Below are 26,059 nucleotides of genomic sequence, written 5' to 3'. Positions count from 1 at the left end.
TCTAAAAATAGGTGCTAGTTATACCAAAAATAATCAAATAAAATATAGGCCGCAACGATCAGCACCAAGTCATACCCCGCCATAAAGATCAGATCATGATACGTTGGTGGAATCTGCGAGAAAAGACAGATCGTTGCATGAATGCTGCCCAAAAATTGCGGCAGTAAAATCGGAAAGGTCAGCACCGTAAATAAAGCATGCTTACCGCCCGCTTTTGCGACCATAGCCGCCGTCAGCGTCGAAGCCGCCGCTATCCCAACCGTTCCCAAACATAAAACCGTAAGAAATGACCACCAAAACGAAATATCCACGTTAAGAAACATAATAAACAGTGGTACAACAAACCAACTCAAAAACAATAACAATACCGTGTTAAACAACATCTTGCCTAAAATAATCGCTTGACTCGGCATATAAATACGCAAAGCAAACATTGTACCTGTTTCCTGCTCCTCAACAAAAACCCGCGACAGACCTGCCATAGAGCAAAAAAACAAAATAATCCATAACAGTACACCACTGATTTGCGGCGCTAAACTTACCCCACCGACCGCCATACTTACGCTGGACAGCGTAACCAAAGCAAACATAACAAGTGTGCTCAGTACATACTTCGTCCTAAATTCACATAAAAGTTCCTTGGTAAATACACACCAGATTGCATTAAGTAAGGGATATTTCATCATCGGCATACTGCGCCTCCCAACGTTCATTTGTCGCAATGATGACAGTTACGCCTTGCTGCAATGCTTCCTTGATACAATGCATAGCTAAAGCTTTACCCTCATCATCAAGATTTGCCGATGGTTCATCTAAGAGCCATAAAGCAGGCTGCAGAATTTTTAGCAGTGCAAACTTCAGCCTTTGTTTCATCCCCGTAGAATAGGTACTGAGCAAACGCTTCGTCTGCAGACCAACCTGCTCCATAGCTTGCTCTGCCTGCTCTTTCGTGCAACGGCAACCATGGCCGTTAGCAAAAAACAAAAGATTTTCCACGCCTGTCAATGTGGGATAAAACACCAACTCCGGCGAGATAAATCCCAGTTGCTTTAGACGCTGTTCAGTATCCAGTGTTTGATTGCCACAAATCATCTCAACCGCTCCCGAAGTGGGGCGAACCAGCCCGGCAATTAATTTTAACAATGTCGATTTTCCCGAACCGTTTTTACCGGTAATCGCTATACATTGTCCCGGCTGCACTACTTTATCGATTCCACAAAACAAGACTTTACGACCATACCGCTTGCCTACGTTTGTTAAATGAATCACCAACTGATTTTCCATACATCGTTCCTCATCTCTGCTGACTTCTTATATCTCTACATTTCACACTCATTTTACCAGTATCCTCTGTTGAAACGATTGCCAATTCTCTTCTACTCTCTTATACTAAAGTAAAAGAGGAAGAGGAGGCCAAGTAATGGCGATTGCAAGTATCATCGTACAACCGATTGCGCAAGATATAGAAAATATAACATCGCAGCTTGCACAGTTTCAGGAAATAGAGATTCATTCTGTTTCACCCAAAGGAGAAATCATCCTGCTTCTTGAAGCGGACAACCTAAATGTCATGCATACGGTATGTACCAAAATAGAACAACTAAAGGGCGTAGCCGGTGTATTTCCAAGCTATATCACGACAGCCGATGAAGAAAGCTAAGCTCTGCTGATTTTCACTGCACAAAGTTTATATTCCGGTTGCTTTGATACGTCATCAAATGCATCAATCGTTACAAAATTAATCATACGAATCATTTCCTGATCATGAAATGGTACATACACCATTCCCGGCCGTGGCTGTCCACGGCCATTTATTTTTGCCTTCAGCTTACACGTACCACGACGGGAAGTAACGTCTACCAACATACCATCTTTGATGGCAAGACGCGCTGCATCTTCCGGGCAAATTTCAATATACATCTCAGCCGCAGCTCTTTTTAACTCCGGCACATTAAAGGTCATCGTGCCGGTATGCCAATGTTCTAAAATTCGCCCCGTTGATAAAAAGAAAGGATATTCTCCATCAGGCACTTCCTGCGGAGCGGCATGCGGTCTTGCATAAATCACCGCTCGTCCATTTGGACGCCCATAAAATTTGATGCCTTCCGGTACAAACGGATCATAAGGTGCGGCGTAACGTATCGCAGTAGGCGGCGCATCATCTTTCGGAATCGGCCATGTAAGTCCGTGTTCTTTTTTCAAACGCGCATACGGCGGCAAATCCATTTTTGTGCCAGTCGTACATTTCCGATATTCTTCCCATATCGCTTCGTTGTCTTTATAATTGAAAATTTCTCCGTAACCCAACCGCTTGGCGACTTCAAGCAAAGCCCATACATCCGGTTTTGCCTCACCCGGCGGCTCTACAGCCTTATCCAGATGTTGTGTACGCCGCTCACCATTTCCGTAAACCCCTTCCTTTTCCATCCATAAAGCCGCCGGCAAAACAACATCCGCCAACTCCGAAGTACGCGTAGGATGATAGGTTTCCGAAACTACCATAAAGGTATCTTCCATCCCTTTACGATACGCATTTAAATTGGGAAGTGACTGCCCCGGATTGGTGCACATCACCCACAAAGCTTTTAACTTGCCTGCAGCGGCAGCCCGGAACATCTCAATTGTATGATAACCCGGTTTAGCGCTCATATGATTTGGATCAACACCCCAAATTTTTGCGATTTCCGCGCGATGTTTGGGATTGGCGACAACACGATGTGCCGGCAATAAATGTGATAATGCACCAACTTCACGAATACTGCCGCAGGCACTGGGCTGTCCGGTCAAAGAGAATGGTGTATTGCCCGGACGACAGATTTTCCCCGTCAGCAGATGTAAATTATGGATGAGATTATTCACCCAAGTTCCTCGAATCCTCTGGTTCAGCCCCATACACCATAGCGATATCGTATTTCTATCTTTTGCGGCAAACAGCCTTGCTACATTCTTAATTTCCCCTGCATCAATGCCTGTCAGCTCACTGACTTTCTCCGGTGCATAGTCTTGCAGAAACCGCTTAAATTCTGCAAAATTTAATTTTTGATCTGCACCTTTGACAAATTCCGTATGTTCGTTTATAAAATTCATATCAACCAAATCTTCTTCAACAATCACATACGCCATACTATTTAAAAGTGCCAAATCTGTCCCCGGTGTAAACTGCAGCAGTACATCGGCAATATCCGCCGTACGCGTCCGCCGTGGATCGGCAATGATAATCTTCGCATTCGGATTGCTATTTTTACGATCTACCACCCGAGAATAAAGAATCGGATGCGCCTCTGCCAGATTGGAGCCAATGATAAAAAATACATCGGCAGCTTCAATATCCGCATACGTTCCCATCGGCTCATCCTTGCCGAAGGTACTGATATACCCCGCGACTGCACTCGCCATACAAGTCCGTGGATTACCGTCAATGTTATTGGTCCCGATCGCCCCCTTAAACAATTTATTGGCGATGTACGCTTCTTCGGCAACGTTTTGTCCCGAACCGTAAAAGCCCACTGCATCCGGGCCAAATTCATCAATGGAGCTTTTAAACTTCGTTGCAATCAAATCTAAAACTTCCTCCCAAGAAGCCTTGACAAATTCACCATTTTTTTTAATTAACGGATGCAATACCCGATCTTTTGTATCCATAATTTTAGGCAATAAAATACCTTTCACACATAGGCGGCCTTTATTCACCGCACAATCCGGATCGCCTTTCACCGCAACAATCTTGCCTTTACTGACACCTGCCAATACACCGCAGCCGGTACCACAATATCGGCAAACACCTTTATGCCATTTTTCCACATCTTGCTGAGAGGTAGGTCCCTGCGTTTTTCGACTCGTATCCATCGCACATCCGGCACTGAATAAAGCCGATGATACAGCCATTGCCTTCAAAAATTCCCGTCGTGAAAACTTCATTGTTCTTCCTCCTTACGCGAAGTATTATCCATTACTTATTCATCTCATCCCAATGACAAGATACGCAAGTCGCCCGACTCGGTAATGTTTTATTTTTCATCTCATCGTGCACAAGACCACTATGGCAAGATAGACAATTCATGCCATTATCAAAATGTTTTTTGGTATGCGGATCTTTCCTTTCTGCAGCAGTTTCCACATTTTTCACTTTATCTTGATGACATCCATAGCAATTTACATCCCTCGCATCTGCTTTCGGTGCTGAAAAATCTCCCGTCATATGCAAATATAATTCTTTCGTCCCTTTTGCTTTCGACTTAACGACCCCTAAAGCTCCCGGCTCTTCATGGCATTCTGCGCAAGCGATATCTTTATGACCCGAAGCCGCCCATGTCTTATACATCGGTGACATTTCATGACAACTGCCGCAAAAATCACTCTGTGATGTATATGCCACAGCGCCTGCTGTAGATAGGATAAAAACCACCATGAATAAACCTAACCCAATAAAATGTTTCAACGTGAACTTTTTTTCCCCGCATACTTTATCCCATAGTTTCATAGAGCTTCATCTCCCCTCTTTTTCCGTTTCCCGCAGACAGCATAATATAAGGCCTTCTCCTCACAAACATCAATACAATCTCCGCAATTGGTACAGCTGACCTTATCGAGTAAAGTCAAACTACCGGGCCTTACTGCCATACTGCAAGTCTGTACACATTTTCCGCAATGCGTGCATCTCTCTTCATCAAAACCAATCATTATCCAGCGGCCTATTCCCATTACGCCATAAAGAGCACCTAATGGACAGATCGCCTGACACCAAATTTTACGTCCATAAAACCAGGCTCCAAGTAAAACAGCAACCACGAAAACAAATTCTATACCAAGCCCAAATAAAAACATCCGCATCAAATTATGCAGGGGGGATAGCATCGTAAAAATGGGAATTTGCACCAGAGCAGAAAGAAGCACAACAACGAAGATACCTGCAATCGGCCACCACTTTTTCCTGACCTTCGCTTCTTTTTTCATTGGCAGCAATTCCAATAAAAAATTAAGCGGACATATAAAACTGCAAAACACGCGTCCTGCTAAAGCTGCAACAAGGACCAAAGGGATCACCGACACGAGCAGCGGCCACCATACAGTGCGCCCCGCTGCCAGTATTTCCAGCGCTGTTAAGGGATCTGTAAGTGCCACGCCTAAGAAATCCGCTGAAATATAAGTGCCAAACCATATCGTAGGATAAAAAAACAACGGGATCAGCAGCACGATGACAGCCCCGCTCTGCACAACTCTGCGCCTGCTCCTGAAAGAAAGTTTCATGAAAGCGCCTCCTGTTTTAACCTCTTCATTTTAAAGCGTTTTTACCCGTACCGCCGCAGGCTGTGCAATACATACATGTTCACATTGCCCGCAACCCGTGCAGTAGGTTTCATCAATGATTGGATATTTATGATCTTTCAGTTGAATTGCCTTATCATAGAAAGGACAGCTTGTATAACAGATTTTGCATTCATCACCCTGCCAGGCAAGACATGTATCATGATCAATTTCCGCGCGACCCATCCTCACCTGCTCTTTTTCCTTAGGCCGCAACGCACCGCTCGTACAAACCTTGGTGCATTCCATGCATAAATCACAAGCTTGCTCCCTTGGCACAATATACGGTGTCCCGATGGACAATCCCGTCTCACCATGCCCGATCACAATCGCTTTTGCTGTGCAAACTTCCGCACATTTTCCACAGCGAGCGCAAGTAGAAAGAAAAAGACCTTCTTCAACTGCGCCCGGCGGCCGAATATAGGCTTTTGCTTTGTTTGTACCGAATAAAACCGCGAATATACTTCCACTCAACAACAATTGAATCATCGTCCTCCTCTCCATGCAGCTCGGCCTCCTTAAAAACTTTAAAAATACTGAAAATTTCAATTTTTTATGATAAAAAAATCATACCGCAAGATACTTACGGTATGATAACGAAACTATTACAAAAGTATTAAATTTATGATATTATATGTGAAATTTATACCCTACACCCCAAACTGTTTTGATGTATTGAGGCTGAGACGGATCTTTCTCTATTTTTTCCCGCAACCGTCGTATGTGAACCGTCACCGTATTCTCATCGCCTTTATAATCACTATGCCAAATTTTATTTAAGAGTTGCAGCCGCGTAAATACAGTCGTAGGATTGCAGGCAAATAACCATAAAAGCTCAAATTCCTTGCTCGTCAAGACAATCGGCTTACCTCCGGCCACGACCAATCGCTTCTGCTCATCAATCGAAAGTTCTCCATAGGTGAGTTTTTGCGGATTTGTTTTTTTCCCACGAACCCGGCGCAAAATCGCCTGCACACGCAACACGAGTTCAGTCGGGCTAAACGGCTTGCTAATATAATCATCCACACCCAAACGAAACCCGACAATCCGATCTAGTTCATCTCCCTTTGCCGATAAAATAATCACCGGGATATCATATTCCTGAATTAAAAGTTCACATAAATCGAGCCCATTTAATTTTGGCATCATCAAATCTACTAATGCAATATCGGGCTGCGTTAGTTTCGCAAGTTTTAATGCCTGCTCTCCATCTGACGCCGTTACCACCTCGAACGCTTCTTTCTCCAAACAATACTGCACAATTTTTAATATTTTGTCATCGTCATCGGCAACTAAAATTTTCTGACCGCTCACCATTTATTCCTCCCCATATACCGCTTCGATAAAAGCATTTAGCGGTAAAGTAAACGTAAAGGTACTGCCTTTCCCCAATGCACTCTCTACCCATATTCGGCCACCTTGTAATTCTACTAGATTACGGGCAATTTCAAGACCTAACCCACTGCCTTGATTTTCTCGGCTGTCACTATCATGTACCTGTCTGAATTTATCAAAAACATAAGGCTGATCTTGCGTGCTGATCCCTATGCCGTCATCACAAACGGCTACTTTAAGCTCGGCATTCTGAATGCGCACATCTATGCCAATCGCCCCACCTGTATCCGTAAATTTGATTGCATTGCTGACCAGGTTGTTCATAATATGTTTCACTTTATCATGATCGGCGAGAATCATCGGCAGAGCTTCGTCTACATGGATGGATAGATCAATCTCCTTCTTCGTAAGTAGCGGACGAACAATTGCCACCACGCTTTCCACAACTTGTCTAATATCAGTAGGACGCGCATTGATTTTAACCAAGCCTGACTCAATTTTAGACATATCTAAAATATCATTAATCTGCCGCAATAGCTGATGCGAACAATCAAAAATATCTTCTAAATACTCTTTATGCTGGGAACTTAGCGTTTCCCCTTCACTCAGTAAGATTTCAGAAAAAGCAATAATCGCTGTTAACGGGGTTTTTAATTCATGACTCATCACCGCTAAAAACTCCGATTTCATCTGATCTGCCGCAAACAATTTTTCATACATTTGCTTAAGTTCTCGGCTTTGATCGGCTAATCTGACATTCACTTCACACAATTGCTGTGTCCGGTCTGCGACCTTTTTCTCCAAGCTGTCATATAATCCATTCAGTTTTATCGACATTTCATTAAATTGGTCTGCTAAATCCCGCATTTCATCATAGGTACAAATCTCATTCAATTGCGTCCACTGCCCACTGCCGATCTGCGACACTTTATCAGTCAGCTGTACAATCGGCGTGATTACAATGTGTTTCATCAAGATATAAATCATTCCGATGGTAGCCATAATCATCAATAAAATAAAAATCAAATGACTGATAATATTTTCATACTGATGATTTTCAAAGGCCGTCATTGGAAATACAATACTGATGGCACCCGCAAAATCTCCTGCTGCATAACCTTCCCTTGGGTACCCGGAAATATCAATCGTTCCGGCCGGCCCACCATGACAAGACATACAAGATTGATCGTAATACAGCGGCGTCAAATATCGAAACACTCGTACTCCATCGACTTCATCAAAGCCCCAAATCTCCGTCAGCTCACGATCAGCCGACAATTCTCTCATTTTTTCCACTTCAAAATTATCCGGTGCATTTTCCTGATCCCGCACAATAAATTTTGTTTGTTTAAAATTGTATCCGGAAAAACGATTGAATTCATCACTGATTCCTTTGCCCACAGCTGCCGGATTCAAATGCTTAAACTGATAATGCCCCGCCGCATCTATATTGATCGTATCCTGCTGCGAAGCAATAAAACTGCGCGTTGCAACCAGCTGCTGACAAATCACTTGCGCCTTCTCCTTTAAATCAGCCTCCCCCTGCCGCCGATATTGCTGGATACTCCAGAGCAGATTGACTGTCATAATCAATAAAATCACGGCAGCCACGCCCATCATAAATTTTAAACTCAGGCTATTTTTTATCTTCATAAAACATCCCCACATCCACTACAATCCAAATACCGCCCCGAAATTCTTTCTAAATTCTACAAAATATTACAGTAAAAATCAAACGAAAGGTAAAAATATAGAATTTTCAAACGAATCTTATCTATATGTGGAATTAATATTATCATTAATGATGTATTTAGGTCAATTCTGTAAATAAAGCTGGGAAGATACACTAAGATTTTTTTTAGAAATCTTAGTGTATTCATATCCACGTAGATGTCCTTTTGGCATCGCCCCAAAAGGACCAAAAAGTCTAGGCCTCAAACCTCCAAAATACTTGAAAAATACCAACTTACTAAAATCTGTAAACTCACTTCGTTCAAACAAACAGATTTCTTAACGTAAGTTGGTATTTTTCATCCTTCGGAACGTATTTTTCCGGAAAAGGCCAGGGGACGAAAAAACTGCCGCATTAAAATGCGACAGTCAGATTGTAGACAAAGTAGCTCGTATTCACATAAGTGAATACGAGCTACTAAAATACGTACCACTTCTAAGCTAGCACGAAGATAGGCTGCCGGCTGGCGAGAAGTGCTTAGCTGCTAGGCGCATGAAGGTGTTGTGAAGGAGTCGTACTTGCCGTACGTCGACGAGCAGCACCTTCATGCAACGACGCAGATGAGTGCTTATCGCCTGCCCGCCGCCTATCTGTCCCCCATGAAACCAAGATTTAATATAGACCTAGTGGAGTTTCTTTTAGGCTGATGAAGATATTTTTAACCTGCGTATAGTTTCTCAGAATCATCTTATGTGTTTCTCTGCCTATACCAGATTTTTTATATCCGCCAAATGGCGCATGTGCTGGCAGATTGTTATAATCATTAACCCACATTCTGCCGGTTTCTACAGCACGCGCAACTCTAAATGCTCGATTGATATCTTTGGTCCATACCGCGCCGCCAAGTCCGTATTCACTTTCATTGGCAAGCTGGATTACTTCGTCTTCCGTATGGAATTTGATAAAGCATACGACTGGTCCAAAGATTTCTTCACGTGCTACGCGCATATCATTCGTCACATTGCCTAAAATCGTAGGCTGCATATAAGCGCCATTTTCAAGACCTGGTCCCTCAGCTCTCTTACCGCCTGTGACAACAATTGCTCCGTCTTCTTTGGCAATATCTATATAGGACAAAATTTTCTTTAATTGTTTTTGACTAACCTGGCTACCAAGCATCGTCTCTTTTTCTAAAGGTAAGCCAACTTTAACCGCTTCAAATTTTTGTTTCACTGCCGCTAAGAATTTGTCATAAATCGTGTCTTGGACAAAAACGCGTGCACCAGCGCAACATACCTGACCTTGATTGAATAAGATACCCATACATACACCTTCAATGGCTTTTTCCCATGGCATATCATCAAAGAAAATATTTGCCGATTTACCACCGAGTTCAAGTGTTGCCGGAATCAATCTACCTGCCGCCGCTTTTGCTACATTATAACCGACTTCCGTAGATCCAGTGAATGCCAATTTACTGATATCAGGATGCTCTAACACATAATTACCAGTTGTTGAACCTTTACCGGTTACGATATTGATGACACCAGCAGGCACTGCATCGCCAATCAATTTTGCAAGTTCTAATATACTTAGCGATGTTTCACTGGATGGTTTGAAAACAATACAGTTCCCTGCCGCCAATGCAGGTGCCAGTTTCCATGCTGCCATCAAGAAAGGAAAATTCCAAGGAACGATCTGTCCGACTACCCCAATTGGTTCTTCCGTAACAATACTTAAAGTTTCTTCATCTATAAAAGTTGCCGTGCCTTCTTCAGCTCTCAAGACACCGGCGAAATAACGAAAATGATCACTTGCTGCCGGAACATCCACAGCCAAAGTTTCACGAATTGGTTTACCATTATCCAAACTTTCCGTCATGGCAAGTTTTTCTTTATTTGCATCAATGATATCCGCAATTTTAAGCAAGATCGCTGAACGCTGCGCAGCACTTGTTTTCTTCCATGCAGGAAAAGCTCTCCATGCCGCTTTTACAGCTAAATCAACATCTTGTTTCGATGCTTCAGCACAAGTGGCCAAAACCTCTCCAGTTGCTGGGGAAACAGTTTCATACGTCTTGCTGCCTTCTGCGTCTATCCATTTACCATCAATCCATAGTTTATAATTTTTATCAACGATTTTATTCATGTCATATACCCTCCTCATAAGATCATTTAATTGCTGACACTGTGTCGTTAATTAGAATATAACAAACAATTGACACTGTGTCAACTATAATTTACAATGAAAAATTAGAAATATAATTTATGTTGGGGTATAATAGTAAAATATATCAACTGGGAGGAAACTATGGATTTTCAAAGGGCTCGCACCGAAGAACAAATTACGCATCGACAAAAAGAAATTATCGATGCCTGCGACACACTGTATGGCAAATCAAATTTTGACAGTGTTACGATCAAAGCCATCTCCGAACTCACCTCTTTTACCCGTTCATCGATTTATAATTATTACAAAACAAAGGAAGAAATCTTTTTAGATCTCATGCAACGCGAATACATGGATTGGTATGATGAAGTCAAAACAAAATTTGAGACAGAAAGAACGATGACGAAAGCAGACTTTTGCCAATTCCTTACCCTCTCTCTCATCAAGCGTGAGAAAATGCTGCGCCTGCTCTCCATTCATCTTACCGCAATTGAAAATAATTGCCGCGTAGAAAAATTAGTCGAATTCAAAAAAAATGCATCTGTTATCTTTAAAGTTTTTTCTCATGGAATAGACAAGTTCTTCCCTGAAACACCCTTTAGGGATAAAAAAATATTTCGCTCCGAGCTCTTCATTTATGTCTTTGGCATTTACCCATTTACGCATTTAAGCCGAAAGCAAAAATCGGCAATGAAAGAAGCACACGTAGTTTTTAATACCATTAGCTTCGAAAAACTTTGCTATCATGGCATCTATTTACTTGCTGCAAATCTGATAGAAAAAAAATAAAACAAGATGCTGCCGGCTACCGTTATGGCGCGCCAGCAACATCTTGTTTTTATTTTTATCATACTAAAGATTTCCCGTTCTCTCTACTCTCTGCATTTTTAAAACAAACAAAATACCTAAGCATTTTTCCAATAATCAACCCCGTACACAAACCAGAACTACCTAAGATACTCACTTTAAACCATAACTGCTCAACAACAATTGAAAGAATTGCCTTCTGATATCCAAAATAATATCGTATCGCAAAAATGAGCAGTATAATCCACATTGAACTCCACGAACCCGGAATGCGGATCAGCCAATTCTTTCGATCCACCTGTATCTCGTTGTTCTTTACCTGTCTCCAGCCGCCGATACTGCCGATCACCAAGCCAATGCTCCAACTGCCAACGACGACTCCATTACATTCTGTAATTGTACCAACTAGCATAAGGATTGACATCGTAAACAAAATCATAGGCATGATAACGATATGATATAGTTTTGTAACACGTGTTTTCGCTGCTCTTACACCAACAAAAATCAGATATAGCAATAGAATATAAACCCAAATCGGTGTATGCATTACAATCTGCCAAATTTTCTCCATAAAAACTCCTTCTTTGCCAATAGGTTGTACATAGTGCCTAACCACCTTATCACAACGGATTAAAAATTTGATTCACACGGTTATTGACAGTATAAATTATATGTTTATGATAAACAGATAAAAGGTGCTACCGATAAACGGTTAGCTCCCATAGCAATTAAATTAGATTAACCGCAGAGTTTGGTAGCTGGCGGTTGATCTTTTTTTATCAGTAAAACCAGAATAATCAAAAATAACAACGTTAAATTTGCCTCATTCATGGCATCACCCCCATCCTTCCGCAAACTGCGGAACCCAAATGGGAACCAACCACCGATCGTTATCGTAGCACCTGCAACGATTATAACAAATTTTCTTTTTCCGACAATCTAAATAGAGCGCCCAGTACGCACAATGCGAAACAATTTAAAATAAAGCATCAAATATATTTTTATATACAAAATAAGCCAAATGCAACGTTAGCACCTGACTTGTTTCTATAACCCGGCTACAAACGCATTGCAGACCAGCTATGTATTTTATTAAATAAAATGGCGGAGTGGGTGGGGTTCGAACCCACGCATGGTTACCCACCTAACGATTTAGCAAACCGTCCTCTTGAGCCTCTTGAGTACCACTCCGTATAAACAAATTTTAAATTTTATGGCGGAGAGGGTGGGATTCGAACCCACGGTTCCTTGCGGAATCACTGGTTTTCAAGACCAGCTCCTTAAACCACTCGGACACCTCTCCGTGATTAACACATTTAATATTATAGCAAAATTAATAAATAGTTGTCAATAAGAAGATTTTTTCTCATAATAAACGGAATTATATAAAGAAGTACCTCATCGTAAAATAAAAAATCTATCAATTCTTAACGTAAATTTTACACTGTTTCTGCAGTGCTTATCTTGACTATTATATGGGCAAGGAGTAATATCTTAATGTAATCTTTTATAATCTTTAAGGCAGGTGAGAAAAATGGATGTAGACCCTCCTAGTTTGTGTTTATTGTTAAAATTAAATAGAAATAGGGGAATATTGCCGTTTTTTTACTTGTCAGAATTAAATTTGTAAAAACATGGTTGTGTTTCCCTATCTGAAGGGGGAACTTATATGCTTAGAATTTTTAAAAGCTTAGAAAGCGGTCCGCTTAATGAGTTAAGCATAAAAAATATTGAACGGGGTGCCTGGATTCATCTGGTAAATCCAACACCTTATGAACTAAAAGTCATCAGTACGATCACAGAAGTTGAAATAGATCTTCTCAAATCCGCACTTGATGAAGAAGAACGCTCGCATACTGAATTGGAAGATAATTGTGTAATGGTTGTTACGAACGTACCTATTATGCGTAATAAAGACAGTTATGATACATTACCGCTCGGTATTATTTTAACGCAGGATTACATCATCACTGTTATTTTAGAAGATAATCCTGTTCTTTCTGAATTTAATGAAACTACAGCTCGTAATTTTAGAACCTTTAAAAAAACGCGCTTTTTATTTCAAATTTTATATAAATCAGCAACTTTATATTTAAAATATTTAAGACAAATCAGTAAGCTATCAGATGATATGGAAAAAAGACTGCGTAAATCTATGAAAAACCAAGAACTCCTGCAACTACTAGAATTACAAAAAGGCTTAACTTACTTTAATGCTTCTCTCCGTTCGAACGGTGCTGTGCTCGATAAATTATTACGCCTTCGTTCTAGTCACAACTTGCAGCATATTGTAAAAATGTACGAAGAAGACGAAGATCTGCTTGAAGACGTTATCATAGAAAATAAACAGGCTAAAGAAATGGTTGAAATGTACAGCAAAATTTTGAGCCGAGTTGCAGATACATTCGCTTCAATTATCTCTAACAACTTGAACTTGGTGATGAGATTTTTAACTTCTATCACAATCATACTTGCGATTCCAACCATGATTTCAAGTTTTTTTGGAATGAATGTGCCAGTCCCTTTTGCAGGCGTTGAAAATGGATTTTTATATGTCTCAATCATCGCCTCACTCTTGACTTTTATCTGTATATTTGGACTTTGGAAAAAGGATATGTTTTAGAAATTGGGTGATTTTATATGAGTGTTATGGTAACTGCCGAATTAAAAGCCGGCGTTATTTACGGTGACAATATCAGTCAAGAATATGTCTATATGCCCGCAAGTGAAATTGGGGTTGACAACCCAATCTGCGTAATCGAAAGACCAAACAACCGAAGTGACATTTCACTGAAAGAAGCGGTTACGCTCGTACGCAAACTTAGTTTGAAACCAGTTAAGCATCCCCGGTTTGGTGAATCTTCTTGCTGAGCTAAACACCTATGGACAGATAGGCTGCGGGCTGGCGAGAAGCACTCATCTGCGTCGTTGCGGCAGGGGATGCTCGTCGACGTACAGCAGTACGACTCCTTCGCATCCCCTTGCCGCGCCTAGCATCTGACCACTTCTCACCAACCGGCAACCTATCTTCGTACTAGTTTATAAGTGGAACGTATTTCAGTAACGCATATTCACAGAAGTGAATATGCGTTACTTTGTCTTGAGCCTGCCGCATTTTAATGCGGCAGTTCTTTCGTTCCTCTGGCCTTTTCCGGAAAAATACGTTCCGAAGGATGAAAAATGACCGACTTACGTTAAGAAATTCGCTTGTCTGAACGAAGTGAGTTTGCGAATTTTAGTAAGTCGGTCATTTTTCAAGTATTTCGGAGGTTTGAGGCCTAGCCTTTTCGTTCTTTTGGGCAATGCCAAAAGGACACCCCCGCCCTATTGCATCGCCAATACTTTCCCAGCATGGAATAAATATAAATATTTTTCTTTCACTTTTTTCTTTAAAATTTTTTCAATTGCCTCTGCATAAAGGTCAATCTGCAAAGCATATTTTTCTCTCAGTTCCGTTTCATGAAAAGAACGATCCGTTTTGTAATCGACTAACACCATCCCATCGGGTTCATCAAAAATGACATCAATAATCCCCTGTACAAAGATCTTTTCTTCCGCATTTTTCATCTCCGGATAAAAACGTTTTGCTTGCAGCATGACACTAAACGGAAGTTCCCGGCGAATTTTATCTGAAGCAAGCATCCGCTTCCCAATACTGCCCGAAAAAAATGCTTGTACGGCCTCCAAATTGATGCTTTCCACATGTTCCGGCAAAACCTTCTCTTCAAGTACCATATGCTGCAGTTGCGCCTGTAGACCTCCCAAGGATAGATCGCCCCAAATGTCAACATACTGCATCACACTATGCATCAAGGTTCCATACTCTGCACCGGTCAATTTTGTCTTCTCCTGCACAAAACGTGGCCGAGAAATGATCTTTGGCTTTTTAAAGATTGTCTCCTCCGAATTGTCTGCTTGCTGCGCCAGATCAAAACGACGTTTCATCTCAGTTACCGATAGTTTTGCAGGCACGTCTTTGGTCGTCTGATCTGGATACTGCCAATCCAGCGTTTTATCCACCCAAGTTTTTGCCTCACTTGCTTCCAATGGCAAAAGTGCTTTGATCTTTTGCAGCCACGCCCCATCCTCTTCTTCGATCGCAGTGCTTTGCAAAATATCGGCTGCAGCGATGATCTTTACCTGCCAGCGCGAAGTATCCTCATGACTGGCATTGATGCGCATTTCTGTCGTATCCGCCAAATTTCTCAAAGGCGCTCCGTCCGCATGCCTGGCAACCGCCAGACAAACCCAATCCAAATATGTATTTGCACCAGCGATAGCGTAATCAGGCAAGAGTCGATCATTTGACCCGATATACTGACACCATCCATTGACTTTCGCTGCAAGTTTTGCCGTTGAACCAACTAAAATCAATTTTTCACGTGCCCTTGTTAACGCGACATAGAGTACCCGCAGTTCTTCGGCTTTGCTTTCCATATTCATTTTGTAAGCGATGGCCTGCCTTGCAATCGTTGGATATTTAAACTGCAGTTCACTATCCGTAACAAACGGCCCCAAACCTAATGTTTTATGCATGAGTAAATTACCGCGGCTGTCAAGTAAATTGAACGGTTTACCAAGATCCGCAACAAGCACAACAGGGAACTCCAGCCCCTTGCTCTTATGAATGCTCATAATGCGCACGACATTTTCACTTTCTCCCAATGTCCTTGCTACAGCTAGATCTGTCCCTGTATCACGCATTTTTTCGATAAACCGCAGAAATCTGAATAAGCCTCGGAAATTTGTCGTTTCATATTGTCCTGCCCGGTCATACAGCATCCTGAGATTGGCCTGCCGCAGTATCCCCCCCGGCATTCCACCCACATAATCGTAATACCCGGTATCACGAAACAACTGCCAAATAAGTTCCGGCACGCTTTTCCGTCTCGCTAAATTGCGCCATCGACTGACTTGCTGGACAAAGCGGCTTAATTTTACTTTCGTTGCTTCCTGTACTGTGCTCTCAGGCGCACTTGCCCGTAATACAGCCGACCACAAATCTGCTTTTGGTAAAACCAAGCGGACTGCCGCAAGTTCTACCGTAGATAAGCCAACAATCGGTGCGTGCATCACACTCGCAAGCGGAATATCTTGGTAAGGATTGTCAATGACGTGTAACAGCGCTAACATAATCTGAATTTCAACTTCTTGAAAATAACCGGAATCCACTGCCGCATAAGAAGGAATATCTGCATTACGCAAAGTTTCTAAGAGCACATTTGCTTTATTTTTAACCGAACGCATCAAAATCACAATATCACGCCAAGCCAGTGGACGATATGTTTTTGCTTCTTTATCAAACACATAGGGAGCTTCTGTCATTAAACCTTGAATACGCTCTGCAATAAAAGCGGCTTCTAGTGCAAAACCAGAAAGGTCTTCGCTTTCTTCCGCAGTCTCCTCTAGTTCTTTTTCTTGCTGCATTACATCATCATCGGCTGCTTTAACAGCGTTGCCTTGATCTACGATACAAAGCTCAATCGCCGTAGAAACAATCGGCTGGTCTGTCAACGGATAGCCGGGGCCTGGGTTTAACTTCTCTGCCTCACCATATGCCAATTCAGCGACTTTCGGTGACATCAACTGCATAAAGATAAAATTAATTGCCGCCAAAATTTCCGGCCGACTGCGGAAATTTTGTGCTAAATCAATGCGGCAAAATGCATCGCCCCGTGACGGATAGCTATGATATTTTTCAAGAAATAATGCAGGCTCTGCCAAACGAAATCGATATACACTCTGCTTTACATCACCAACCAAAAATAAATTTGGCTGCGCAGCCTTGCGTACCAAGGATAAAATAGCCTCTTGCACACCATTTGTATCTTGATATTCATCTACCATAACTTCTTTGTACTTTTCTTGCAGTGCTTTAGCAACAGCGGATGGTTTTACCTCCTCCGGCGTAGAAGTTTCATCTGTTAATATTGCTAAACAAAAATGTTCTAAATCATTAAAATCGGCAATTGCCTTCACACGTTTTGCTGCAGCGAACCGCTCTGCAAATGCAATCGTTAAGTCGCAAATCGTTGCCATCATCGGTGCGACTTGAATCAAATCTGCAATCTGCTCACTGCCTGTTACCGTAAAATAATGCTCTCTTAATGTTTGGATGATTTTTTTTACCTTATTACGCTGATCACTGCAGCGCTTTTTCAATGCTTCATCGGTTTCTTTCGGTGCTCTCGCCATCGTCGCAAACTTGACCGCAAACATTGCTTTCTGCAAACTATCCCAGGGTAAATCTACGGCTTTTAACAGCCCTTCAAGCAATTGAAGATCTGCTTCAAATGTCGGCACGTAAAAATCAAAACCAATTTGCTGCGCGTTAAGCAACAGCTCATCCATGATATGCTGACATTCAAGCAGTGATAAGGTAAGCTGCTGGCGAATGATGCCTGCCCATACCGTTGTATCGATATCCGTATCTGCCGGAATCGTAAAACTCTCTTTCAATTGATTCAGCCATATCTGTGGATAGGGTTGACTGCAGGAAAAACGATGTAATCGCAAAACCATTTCATACAGTGCTTCATCACCGCGTTCATTGCCGTAATGATCGACAAAGTTCAAAAAATCAGGTTCTGAACGTACATATTGATCTTCAAATAGATTTTCCAACACATCTTGTTTTAAAAGCTGAATTTCCTGCTCATTTGCTAAACGAAATTTTGGATCAATATCAAGAAGATGAAAATTTTGACGAATCACCATTTGACAAAACGCATGCAACGTTGAAATAGAAGCCGCATTCAAAAGAACCAGCTGTCGTTCTAAATGCCTAGACTGCGGATGTTCTTTGAGCGCTTTGCTGATCGCATTGCCGATGCGTTCCCGCATTTCAGCTGCCGCTGCATTCGTAAACGTCACAACGAGAACTTGATCGATGTGAAACTGTGCTTTCTCATCTAAAATTCGGCGAATGATTCGCTCAACCAACACCGAGGTTTTTCCCGATCCTGCCGCTGCAGCTACGAGTAAATTTTTATCATACGTTGTAATCGCTTTAAGCTGTGCCTCTGACCACGCCATCATTCCACCTCCTTTAATAATGTTTGCATAATGGTTTCATGATCAATTTTTAATAAATTGCGATAGGTATAGGCAGGCAGTAAACGATCAAATTGGCAAAACGAATGATACTTACAATAACTGCAAGCTTGTTTCGTCTCTAATTGATATGGACTGACTGCAACATCACCAGCTAAAATCTGTTTTCCTGTATCAACGAGTACTTCGTCCATATGATGCAGTAGTGCAAAAAACTCCTCTTCGGTTTTTACACTGTTTTTTGTAGTTGCATTGATCGTTCCTTTTGAAGTAAGCGAAACTTTAATAAAATGAAACGAACTATCAATTTTTTTTACCATTTCTTCATCGGCAAGAATCCATCCGGGCATCTTAAGCTTTTTATTAATTTCTGTCATAACTTTTGCCTCACTCATTTTTGCGGCAGCAGTCAAATTTGGGTTTTTAAGAAAATAATACAAAACACCTGCTGGCAGCGCTTTTTCACCTAAAATTTCTTTTGCCGAATTTTGCACCACCAGTAAATACGTCAACAATTGCAATTTTAATCCATAGTAAACATCAATCAAATTGATATAAGCCTGACCTGATTTATAGTCGATCACCAAAAAATAACGTTTTCCCTCATGGCAGATACTATCTACACGGTCAATCTGTCCGGTAATCTCTAAACGATACCCATCTTCCAGCGCATAAGAAAGCGGCGGCAGCGCATCTTTACCACGCCCAAAGGATTTTTCTAACCCAATCGGAGAAAATGCACTCACACGATCAAACTCAATCAAGCGTTTGATCGATTTTTCCACAGTCCGTTTAATTCTGCCCAGCAGATGCTTATGCTGATTTGAACTGAGCAAGATTTCATTTTGCAGTTTGGGTGCCAGATGATCGACAATTTCTCCGCAAATTGCTTTATATTCCTCGTCAGCAACACTACCCCAAGAACGATTTTCCGCCTGCATCCGATCACCAAAATTTTTTAAAGCCGCATGCAATAGTTGTCCCAAATCAGGTGCTGCAAAGCGAAATTCCGCCCGTTCTTTCAGCATCAGTCCATATTGTGCAAAATGCTGAAACGGGCAAGCTCTAAACTGCTCAAAACGCGTTACACTGCCACGCAGACGTTTATTCGTTGTATAAAGTTTTCCTGCCAGTTCTGCCGGCAGAGGTTTTACATTGCCTTGATGAAACAAACCGGATAAAATCGTTTTTAATAATGGATGTATTTGTTCATGCGCTACCGCCCAATTATAAACATCTTGCCAAATCGGACTGATCTGCCGTTTTTGTCTGTATTGCCGAAACGCCTGCAACAACTGAGACAAAGCTTGCCGCGGTTGTGCAATCACACTGCGTGCCATATCCGGGTTCAGCTCTAAAGGAATGCTCTGAATCGACTTGAAGCTTAGCATTTCCCGCAAACGGCTGACCAAAGAAGAAATCCCAAGGCCATTCCCTTCGCTGTCCGCCAGCGGATAACTCACCCAAAGATATTGGCTCGCTCGTGTCAATGCACTATAAATTAAAAATCGTTCAGCAAAATTATCCGCACTTGCCCCCGGAGATAATTCGAGGCCGATATTTACCATCTGCAATCGTTCTGCATCTGTGAGCAGACCTTCACTGCGTATACGTTTTGGCAACACACCTTCGTTTGCACCAACAATATACGCTGCTTTACAATTGGCAACACTATTTTGATCCAGCGGTGCAATCGTTACATAATCAAGTCCCGGTGGGATCAGACTCAGCGTCAGTCCTTCCAAGCCATCACCGAGTAATGCCTCATAGGTTTCCAAAGTCATGGTTTCTTCACCGCTGGTCTCGACCATCTGTTCAAACAAAATCACAACATGATCCCATAGCTGCTGATGCTCACGTGCTTCATCCAAATTTCCGTTTTTTTCTGCAGCAAATGCCCACGCCTCTAACTGATTCGGTACTGCAAGCTCTAATAAAAAATCATATAAAGCCGTGGTCAGTTCCGTGACAGTCTGCGCAGCATGCATCTGTTTCTCAAGCTTTCGCAAGGGTGCAATCACCATTTGGCGAATTTCATTGATCTGCGCTAACTGATTTGCCGCTCGTTCATCCAAGTCTTGGTCTTCTTCGAGAGATAACCGTTTACTATACGTCCAATCCTCCGTCATCGTCCAGCGATTTCCGCGAATGCCAAATTCCAAAACATAGTTTTCCAGTAAATCAATTTGCTCACGTTTTACCGGGAAAAAATCGGTTTTGAAACAGCGAAACAATGCCTCATATTGAAAGCCATGAATGGCTTCTAACGCAGAACGTAGAAGCTCAGACAACGGATGATGCACACTGCGTCGTTTGCGATCACTAAAGAACGGAATATCATAATCGGTAAATACAACAGATAAAATATCTTCATAACTTTCTTGGTCACGCACCAAAACAGCGATATCTTTCCAAGCATGGCCTTCTTCTCGGCAAAGACGAATCATATCCGCAGCGACGCCTTCTACTTCTAATCGCCGATTGGCAGCTTCAACAATATGTACAGCTTCATTCTCAGCGATTGTACGAATCGGAAAGCGATAAAAATTTTGCTCAATATGAAACAGGGAAGGTACATCCTTTAACCGATAATTTATCTTGCACTCTTCCTCCTGTACAGGAATCGCCAATGTCTCGGCAAGCTCTAATAACTTGCACCGCGTTTGCCATTGCCGATGAAACAAGGATGTTTCGATTTTGTGATCAGGATTTAAAACATCGTCTATACAAAGTGTAATCGTCACTGTGTTCGCCATTTTTAATAAACTGCAAATAATCGCAGATTCTTGTGGATTAAAGAAACGAAATCCGTCGATCCATACTTCGGCGTTTTGCACCATCTTTGCATTTGGCAGTCTTTCGGCAAGCAAATTTAGGCAATCTTCTGCATCGGTATAATGCCCTTCCATACCAGCCGTAAATCCTTGATAAACAAAAGATAAGTCTTCTAACTTATCTTTTAACGGAGAATCATCCAGTGCTGCAACGACATCTTTTAAATGTGCACTGTCAATTCCATAAGACTTAAATTCTTCAATCATACTCGCCAGCGTTTCAGCGAAATTTCTTTGTCGCGCTGCTTTATGAAAGGATTTCCATTCTTGTTGACTGGCATGCAGGACTTTTGTTAATAACAACCTTTTCCCCAGCTCTGTAATCTGTGGTCTGAGTGCACCGCCAGTTTCGAGCAATACACGGTGTGCAAATCTCCGGAATCCAAATACATAGCTGCGCGTAAAACCACCTAGCCCCGGCGTACTGGCAAGCAGTTTTTCTGTTTTAAAAGTTTCATGCTCCGGCAGCAGCAAAATGAGCGACGCACCTTCTGGTGACGCGCTAAGCTTTTGCCGGATTTCATTTAAACAATATGCAGTTTTTCCTGTACCAGCACGCCCATACAATAATTTTAATGCCACAAAACTGCCTCCCTACCCTATTTTAAACCTTGCCGTACTTCCATATTTCGTCGTACTTACCTCCAGGCGCGCATCGATCCGTTCCTTCAGTTCCGGCACATGGGAAATGATGCCGACCAATCTGCCGCCTTTTTGCAGATCAACGAGTGCTTTCATTGCCATATCCAAAGCTTCTGGATCCAGCGTACCAAATCCTTCATCTACCAAAATCGTATCCAGATGCATACCGCCCGCATAACTTTGTACAACATCAGCAAGGCCCAGTGCCAATGACAACGACGCTAAAAAAGTCTCTCCGCCTGATAAAGTCCCTACACTGCGGGCAATACCGGTATAATTGTCAAGCACTTCGAGTTCCAGCCCACCGGCAGCATTTTTTCTGGCACGATCCATGGTTCTTTGCAGCAAATATCGTCCACGACTCATCATCTTAAGACGCATATTGGCGGCATCCGCAACGTCCTCAAGCAATGCGCCCAGAACGAAACGTTGAAACGTTAAACCATATTCGTTTTTACCGTTGGCAACTTCGGCTAATTTCCCAATGATCCCGTATACTTCACCAAGCTTTTCTAACTGCTGATTCATCTGCCGAATTTTTTCTTGCTGCGCGCTTTGTTTTGCGATTTGACTTTTCAAATTTACTTGCTGGGTAAGCACTTGACGATGCGTCGCCGTTACAGTTTCCAACATTTGTTCAAGCTTAGCCATGTCCGGTAATTTCAGTTTGGCTGTCGTTGCCAGTGCACGTTCATAGCGGGCTTTGGCATTGTTTAAACTTGTATCGAACAATTGTATCCGCTCTGCTAATTTTTCTATATACTCACTTGATTTTTTTGCTTTTTGATAATCTTCCATTGCAAAAAAACCTGCTTTTTCTAAACGCAGCGAAAAATCGTCTTGTTCCTTTTTATATCGCTGGGTGGTTATCGTTAGCTGCTGCTCTAAGCTCGCCAAATTTGTTTTTGTAACTGCAAGCTGCTGCTCCGATTCTTTCACCGCAAGCTGCGCTTTTTCAAAAGCTGCTTTTAGACTTTGTTGGTTTTTTAGTATTTGCGCCTCTGCCTCCGCCAACGCACGATGATCACGATACATCTCTGGCACCACTGCTTGCCGCTCTAAAACGATCGCCTCCAGCTCCTTGACGCTGCGATCTGCAATACGCCACTTTTCTTCAAGTGTCTCTTGTGCCGTTGTTTGCTTTAGCTCCTCTTCTTTTAACCGTGTAATTTCTTTTTCTAATCCTTCTAATTGTTCACTGGCAATTTGTGCTTGCTGCAGCCGTTTGGTCTGCGCATCTACGGCTGCAGTTAACGCATCTACCGTTAATAAACGATCCTCGCCCAACTCTTTTTCAATATCCTCACGGCGATTGATCAAGGTCTGCACTTTACTTCTCGCACCGTTTACGAACTGCTGCACGTCCTCTCGGGATTTCTCCAGCTTGTTTAATTGATCTTGCACTTTTTGTATTTCAGCTTCACTCGGCAGACGATCTTGTGCGACAGCCGGACTCGGATGCGTTGTAGAGCCACAAACGGGACAAGGCGTATCCTTGCCTAACGTAGCTGCTAAAATAGCCGCTTGTCCCTCCATAAATAAATGTTGCAGTTTTTGCAATAAATTTTGCACTACATCATACTCTTGCTGCAATGCGCCTAGTTTGCTTTCTTCATTACTTAAAATTTTCTTTGCATCAGCGAGTTCTTTCATTGTGATTTCTAATGCCTTACGTTTTTGGACAATGCGTTTTGCATTCTCCACTTCTATTTTACTACCCGTCAATTGGCTGGCTTGCAGCTGCATCTTTTCTTGCTGCTTAAGTTGCTCTTGCAAAGTCATTTTTACCCGTGTAAGTTGCTCCTGCCCGGCAGTTTTTGCCGCCGCACTTTGCACTAAAACCTGCTTACATTGATTTTTCTTTATCTCAGCTTCCTGCAAAGCAGTCACCTTATCTGCAAGCGCATTTAATTCAACTAACGTCTCTGCTATTTTCTGCCGTTCTGGTTCCTTTGCAAGCTCTGCCTTTAATTGGTCTGCGGCAATTTTACATTCTTTTTCTAAACCTGCAACTTGCTGCAATTGTTGTTGTCGCCCGGTCTGATATTGCTGCTGATCTTTTTCAAGCTGCTGCAATTGTCTTTCAGCATCCAAGAACACAGCCGCATTTTGTGCTTGCAGCAAAGTCGTACGGCCTACATTTACCGTTTCAATTTTTCCCTCAAGTTCTTTTCGCTCTGCATCTGCTGCCGCTAGTTCTTGAAATTGACGCACGATAATTTTACCGTCATTCACCTGTTGCTGGGCATTTTCCATTTCTGCCTGTACTTTATGCAACTCAGCATCTTTAGCAGAGAGCCCCCGTTGATTTTCTGCTATCTTTTCCGTTAATTCTTCTAACGTTTCTGTTTGTGCTTCATTTAGCACCCAATTACGCTGTCTCGTTAATTCTTCTCCCACTTGCCTGGTCTGTTTATATTTTTCATTTAAATGTTCCTCAATTTTCCGATAAAGTTCTGTCTTGAACAACGTTTGCATGATTTCCTGCCGTTCTGTTGAATTGGCTGTCAATAATTTGCGAAAATCTCCCTGTGGTAAAAGCACAACTTGTCGAAACTGACTGCTTTTAAAACCGAGTAAACATTCAATTTCTTTAATGACATCACTATAACCAGTCGTAAGCAAAGTAACTTCCTGATCTTTGATTTTAAAAAGCTCGGCTTGGGCAGTTTGCAAGGTTGTCCCTTCACCGCGTTTTTTAGGGCGCAGTTGTTCAGGACTGCGCTTTACTTTATATTGCAGTTCACCAATGGCAAACGTAAATTCAACCTCTGTCGCAACGGAAGCCTTTGCATGGTCACTGCGCACCGACTTACTGTCACGGACATGTCCGCTCGTATCACCATAGAGTGCAAAACACATCGCATCTAAAATTGTTGTTTTACCCGCGCCTGTCGGTCCATGAATCAAGAAAAAGGTCCGTCCCGCGAGCGCGCGAAAATCTAAAGTTACTTCTTCGGCATACGGTCCAAACGCACTGATTTTCAGCAGTAAAGGTTTCATGCCTTCACCTCCCGTTCTGCCTGGAATAATGCATCGAGATGTTCGTGAAAAACTTTTCTTTGCACTTCAGTTAAATGCTCGCCGGTCATCTGTTCAAAGAAAGAATCGAACAACTCCGTTTCACTCATCTTTCTATGATCGCCATTCGGTTTTTGCAGCTTACCGTCAACCATCAGATTCGGACGCTCTATTTGCAGTAAGTTCTGATATACTTTTTCCAATTGTCCGTGCACATCTAAAATAGGCATCGTATCAAGCAGCTTTACGCTTACATAGTCCTCACTTACAGGATAAACTTCACGATTGACTAAAATATCTTTAAAATAGCCCTCGACCACACGCACATCGTGTTTTGGCGTTAGGCTGATCATTTCAATCTTTATCGTTCCATCCTTGTCTAATTCGACAAGATTCAGTCCCTTTTTCTGATTTGCCTCATCAAATGAATATTTGAGCAATGAACCAGAATAACGGATTTTCTCACTGCCGGCACGCTGGCTGTTATGTAAATGTCCGAGTGCGGTATAGTGAAAGGGTGCAAATAAACTGCTTCTTACCTGACTTGTACCACCTACAGACAATGGACGTTCGGATTCACTTTCTAGCCCTCCGGCAATAAACGTATGTGCAATCGCCACTTTACGCGCATTCTCCGGTATATGTTTTAAACTTTGCCTGATCAGAAACTCCATGGCAACATCATGATTTTCTAAGTTTGACTTTGCAAATACATGACGTACCAAAGCCGGCTCAGCATAAGTAAACGGCATAAAATACACTTTACCATAATCATCTTCCAAAACGACAGGCTGCAGCATTTTTTCCAATGTTCCCGTTACGTGCAAACCTTGACCCGCTAATAGCTTACTGCCAAAACCAATTCGCTCAGGGCTGTCATGATTTCCGGCAATCATCATAACCGGCACTTTTGCGTCGAGAAGAATCTTTGCTAACGTATCATCTAAGAGTTCAACCGCTTCGGTTGGCGGTACAGATCGATCATATATATCGCCGGCGATAATCAACGCATCTGGCTTAGTTTCTTTGATTACATCGTGAAATTGTTCTAGTATATAGGATTGGTCATCCGTTAAATGACGTCCATGAAATAACCTTCCCAAATGCCAATCTGAAGTATGTATAAACCGCACAAGCGTTCCCTCCTCTGTTATGAATTAAAATTCTTTATTTTTTTTTAGAATCCTGCATAAAAAATTGCCCCAGCTAAAAGCCGGGGCAA

The 26,059-nt window shown here is 42.1% G+C and carries 18 protein-coding genes and 2 tRNA genes; 4 read left to right on the top strand and 16 right to left on the bottom strand.

Annotated features, from left to right (window positions below; genetic code table 11):
* Positions 1–14: 14 nt before the first annotated feature.
* Together BN6559_RS11830 and BN6559_RS11825 are read right to left on the bottom strand one after the other, a co-directional pair.
* Positions 15–692 (bottom strand): heme exporter protein CcmB, encoded by a 678-nt coding sequence (locus tag BN6559_RS11830; protein ID WP_110954905.1) that lies wholly within the window; start codon positions 690–692, stop codon positions 15–17.
* Complete coding sequence (locus BN6559_RS11825; RefSeq protein ID WP_110954904.1) at positions 664–1,284, bottom strand: ABC transporter ATP-binding protein; 621 nt, start codon at positions 1,282–1,284, stop codon at positions 664–666. The genes BN6559_RS11830 and BN6559_RS11825 overlap by 29 nt, the downstream gene beginning before the upstream one ends.
* Before the next feature lie 136 nt (positions 1,285–1,420).
* Between BN6559_RS11825 and BN6559_RS11820 the strand changes: the two genes are divergently transcribed.
* Positions 1,421–1,660: a chaperone NapD gene (locus BN6559_RS11820; RefSeq protein ID WP_110954903.1), complete on the top strand. Its 240-nt coding sequence runs from the start codon at positions 1,421–1,423 to the stop codon at positions 1,658–1,660.
* On the opposite strand, the gene BN6559_RS11815 is transcribed toward BN6559_RS11820, so the two are convergent.
* From BN6559_RS11815 to BN6559_RS11785, 7 genes are all read right to left on the bottom strand, one after another.
* Positions 1,657–3,918 carry a molybdopterin-dependent oxidoreductase gene (locus BN6559_RS11815; RefSeq protein ID WP_110954902.1) on the bottom strand — a complete coding sequence of 754 codons (2,262 nt, stop codon included), beginning with the start codon at positions 3,916–3,918 and terminating at the stop codon, positions 1,657–1,659. The two genes, BN6559_RS11820 and BN6559_RS11815, sit on opposite strands and share 4 nt — an antisense overlap.
* A 31-nt stretch (positions 3,919–3,949) precedes the next feature.
* On the bottom strand, positions 3,950–4,480 hold the full coding sequence (locus tag BN6559_RS11810) for a cytochrome c3 family protein (protein ID WP_110954901.1): 531 nt from the start codon (positions 4,478–4,480) through the stop codon (positions 3,950–3,952).
* Positions 4,477–5,247: a 4Fe-4S binding protein gene (locus tag BN6559_RS11805; RefSeq protein WP_110954900.1), complete on the bottom strand. Its 771-nt coding sequence runs from the start codon at positions 5,245–5,247 to the stop codon at positions 4,477–4,479. Before BN6559_RS11805 ends, BN6559_RS11810 begins: the two co-directional genes overlap by 4 nt.
* Positions 5,248–5,277: 30 nt before the next feature.
* Positions 5,278–5,808, bottom strand: a complete 531-nt coding sequence (locus tag BN6559_RS11800; protein ID WP_199883962.1) for a 4Fe-4S dicluster domain-containing protein — start codon at positions 5,806–5,808, stop codon at positions 5,278–5,280.
* Positions 5,809–5,934: 126 nt separating this feature from the next.
* Positions 5,935–6,621, bottom strand: a complete 687-nt coding sequence (locus BN6559_RS11795) for a response regulator transcription factor (protein ID WP_199883961.1) — start codon at positions 6,619–6,621, stop codon at positions 5,935–5,937.
* A complete protein-coding gene (locus BN6559_RS11790; protein WP_199883960.1) occupies positions 6,622–8,292 on the bottom strand; it encodes an ATP-binding protein in 1,671 nt (556 codons plus the stop codon).
* A 691-nt stretch (positions 8,293–8,983) separates the two neighbouring features.
* Positions 8,984–10,459 (bottom strand): aldehyde dehydrogenase family protein, encoded by a 1,476-nt coding sequence (locus BN6559_RS11785; RefSeq protein WP_110954899.1) that lies wholly within the window; start codon positions 10,457–10,459, stop codon positions 8,984–8,986.
* 162 nt (positions 10,460–10,621) lie between these two features.
* On the opposite strand from BN6559_RS11785, the gene BN6559_RS11780 reads away from it, so the two are divergent.
* Positions 10,622–11,269 carry a TetR family transcriptional regulator gene (locus BN6559_RS11780; RefSeq protein WP_110954898.1) on the top strand — a complete coding sequence of 216 codons (648 nt, stop codon included), beginning with the start codon at positions 10,622–10,624 and terminating at the stop codon, positions 11,267–11,269.
* 58 nt (positions 11,270–11,327) lie between these two features.
* On the opposite strand, the gene BN6559_RS11775 is transcribed toward BN6559_RS11780, so the two are convergent.
* The 3 genes from BN6559_RS11775 to BN6559_RS11765 form a co-directional block, all read right to left on the bottom strand.
* Positions 11,328–11,858, bottom strand: a complete 531-nt coding sequence (locus tag BN6559_RS11775; RefSeq protein WP_110954897.1) for a DUF6622 family protein — start codon at positions 11,856–11,858, stop codon at positions 11,328–11,330.
* Positions 11,859–12,389: 531 nt separating this feature from the next.
* A tRNA-Ser gene (locus BN6559_RS11770) sits at positions 12,390–12,478 on the bottom strand.
* 23 nt (positions 12,479–12,501) lie between these two features.
* Positions 12,502–12,590, bottom strand: a tRNA-Ser gene (locus BN6559_RS11765).
* A 366-nt stretch (positions 12,591–12,956) separates the two neighbouring features.
* Between BN6559_RS11765 and BN6559_RS11760 the strand changes: the two genes are divergently transcribed.
* Complete coding sequence (locus BN6559_RS11760; RefSeq protein WP_110954896.1) at positions 12,957–13,910, top strand: magnesium transporter CorA family protein; 954 nt, start codon at positions 12,957–12,959, stop codon at positions 13,908–13,910.
* Between the two features lie 17 nt (positions 13,911–13,927).
* On the top strand, positions 13,928–14,158 hold the full coding sequence (locus tag BN6559_RS11755) for a hypothetical protein (protein ID WP_110954895.1): 231 nt from the start codon (positions 13,928–13,930) through the stop codon (positions 14,156–14,158).
* A gap of 453 nt (positions 14,159–14,611) precedes the next feature.
* Here BN6559_RS11755 and addA read toward each other — a convergent pair whose 3' ends face one another.
* From addA to BN6559_RS11735, 4 genes are read right to left on the bottom strand one after another with little or no spacing between them, the layout of a single operon-like run.
* Positions 14,612–18,325: a helicase-exonuclease AddAB subunit AddA gene (addA, locus tag BN6559_RS11750; RefSeq protein WP_199883959.1), complete on the bottom strand. Its 3,714-nt coding sequence runs from the start codon at positions 18,323–18,325 to the stop codon at positions 14,612–14,614.
* Positions 18,322–21,756 (bottom strand): helicase-exonuclease AddAB subunit AddB, encoded by a 3,435-nt coding sequence (addB, locus tag BN6559_RS11745; RefSeq protein ID WP_110954893.1) that lies wholly within the window; start codon positions 21,754–21,756, stop codon positions 18,322–18,324. The genes addA and addB overlap by 4 nt, the downstream gene beginning before the upstream one ends.
* 12 nt (positions 21,757–21,768) lie before the next feature.
* Positions 21,769–24,819: an AAA family ATPase gene (locus tag BN6559_RS11740; RefSeq protein WP_110954892.1), complete on the bottom strand. Its 3,051-nt coding sequence runs from the start codon at positions 24,817–24,819 to the stop codon at positions 21,769–21,771.
* Positions 24,816–25,970, bottom strand: coding sequence for an exonuclease SbcCD subunit D (locus BN6559_RS11735; protein WP_110954891.1), 1,155 nt, complete (start codon positions 25,968–25,970; stop codon positions 24,816–24,818). The genes BN6559_RS11740 and BN6559_RS11735 overlap by 4 nt, the downstream gene beginning before the upstream one ends.
* Between the last annotated feature and the right edge of the window lie 89 nt (positions 25,971–26,059).

Origin of the sequence: Massilibacillus massiliensis, from assembly GCF_900086705.1 — a bacterium.
GTDB lineage: Bacteria > Bacillota > Negativicutes > FLKF01 > FLKF01 > Massilibacillus > Massilibacillus massiliensis.
This window is presented reverse-complemented; position numbering and strand designations above follow the sequence as displayed.

Excerpts from the sequence above, each read along its gene's own strand:
- BN6559_RS11830 (WP_110954905.1), bottom strand. The coding sequence starts at position 692 with ATGCCGATGATGAAATATCCCTTACTTAATGCAATCTGGTGTGTATTT.
- BN6559_RS11825 (WP_110954904.1), bottom strand. The coding sequence starts at position 1,284 with ATGGAAAATCAGTTGGTGATTCATTTAACAAACGTAGGCAAGCGGTAT.
- BN6559_RS11820 (WP_110954903.1), top strand. The coding sequence starts at position 1,421 with ATGGCGATTGCAAGTATCATCGTACAACCGATTGCGCAAGATATAGAA.
- BN6559_RS11815 (WP_110954902.1), bottom strand. The coding sequence starts at position 3,918 with ATGAAGTTTTCACGACGGGAATTTTTGAAGGCAATGGCTGTATCATCG.
- BN6559_RS11810 (WP_110954901.1), bottom strand. The coding sequence starts at position 4,480 with ATGAAACTATGGGATAAAGTATGCGGGGAAAAAAAGTTCACGTTGAAA.
- BN6559_RS11805 (WP_110954900.1), bottom strand. The coding sequence starts at position 5,247 with ATGAAACTTTCTTTCAGGAGCAGGCGCAGAGTTGTGCAGAGCGGGGCT.
- BN6559_RS11800 (WP_199883962.1), bottom strand. The coding sequence starts at position 5,808 with ATGGAGAGGAGGACGATGATTCAATTGTTGTTGAGTGGAAGTATATTC.
- BN6559_RS11795 (WP_199883961.1), bottom strand. The coding sequence starts at position 6,621 with ATGGTGAGCGGTCAGAAAATTTTAGTTGCCGATGACGATGACAAAATA.
- BN6559_RS11790 (WP_199883960.1), bottom strand. The coding sequence starts at position 8,292 with ATGAAGATAAAAAATAGCCTGAGTTTAAAATTTATGATGGGCGTGGCT.
- BN6559_RS11785 (WP_110954899.1), bottom strand. The coding sequence starts at position 10,459 with ATGAATAAAATCGTTGATAAAAATTATAAACTATGGATTGATGGTAAA.
- BN6559_RS11780 (WP_110954898.1), top strand. The coding sequence starts at position 10,622 with ATGGATTTTCAAAGGGCTCGCACCGAAGAACAAATTACGCATCGACAA.
- BN6559_RS11775 (WP_110954897.1), bottom strand. The coding sequence starts at position 11,858 with ATGGAGAAAATTTGGCAGATTGTAATGCATACACCGATTTGGGTTTAT.
- BN6559_RS11760 (WP_110954896.1), top strand. The coding sequence starts at position 12,957 with ATGCTTAGAATTTTTAAAAGCTTAGAAAGCGGTCCGCTTAATGAGTTA.
- BN6559_RS11755 (WP_110954895.1), top strand. The coding sequence starts at position 13,928 with ATGAGTGTTATGGTAACTGCCGAATTAAAAGCCGGCGTTATTTACGGT.
- addA (WP_199883959.1), bottom strand. The coding sequence starts at position 18,325 with ATGATGGCGTGGTCAGAGGCACAGCTTAAAGCGATTACAACGTATGAT.
- BN6559_RS11740 (WP_110954892.1), bottom strand. The coding sequence starts at position 24,819 with ATGAAACCTTTACTGCTGAAAATCAGTGCGTTTGGACCGTATGCCGAA.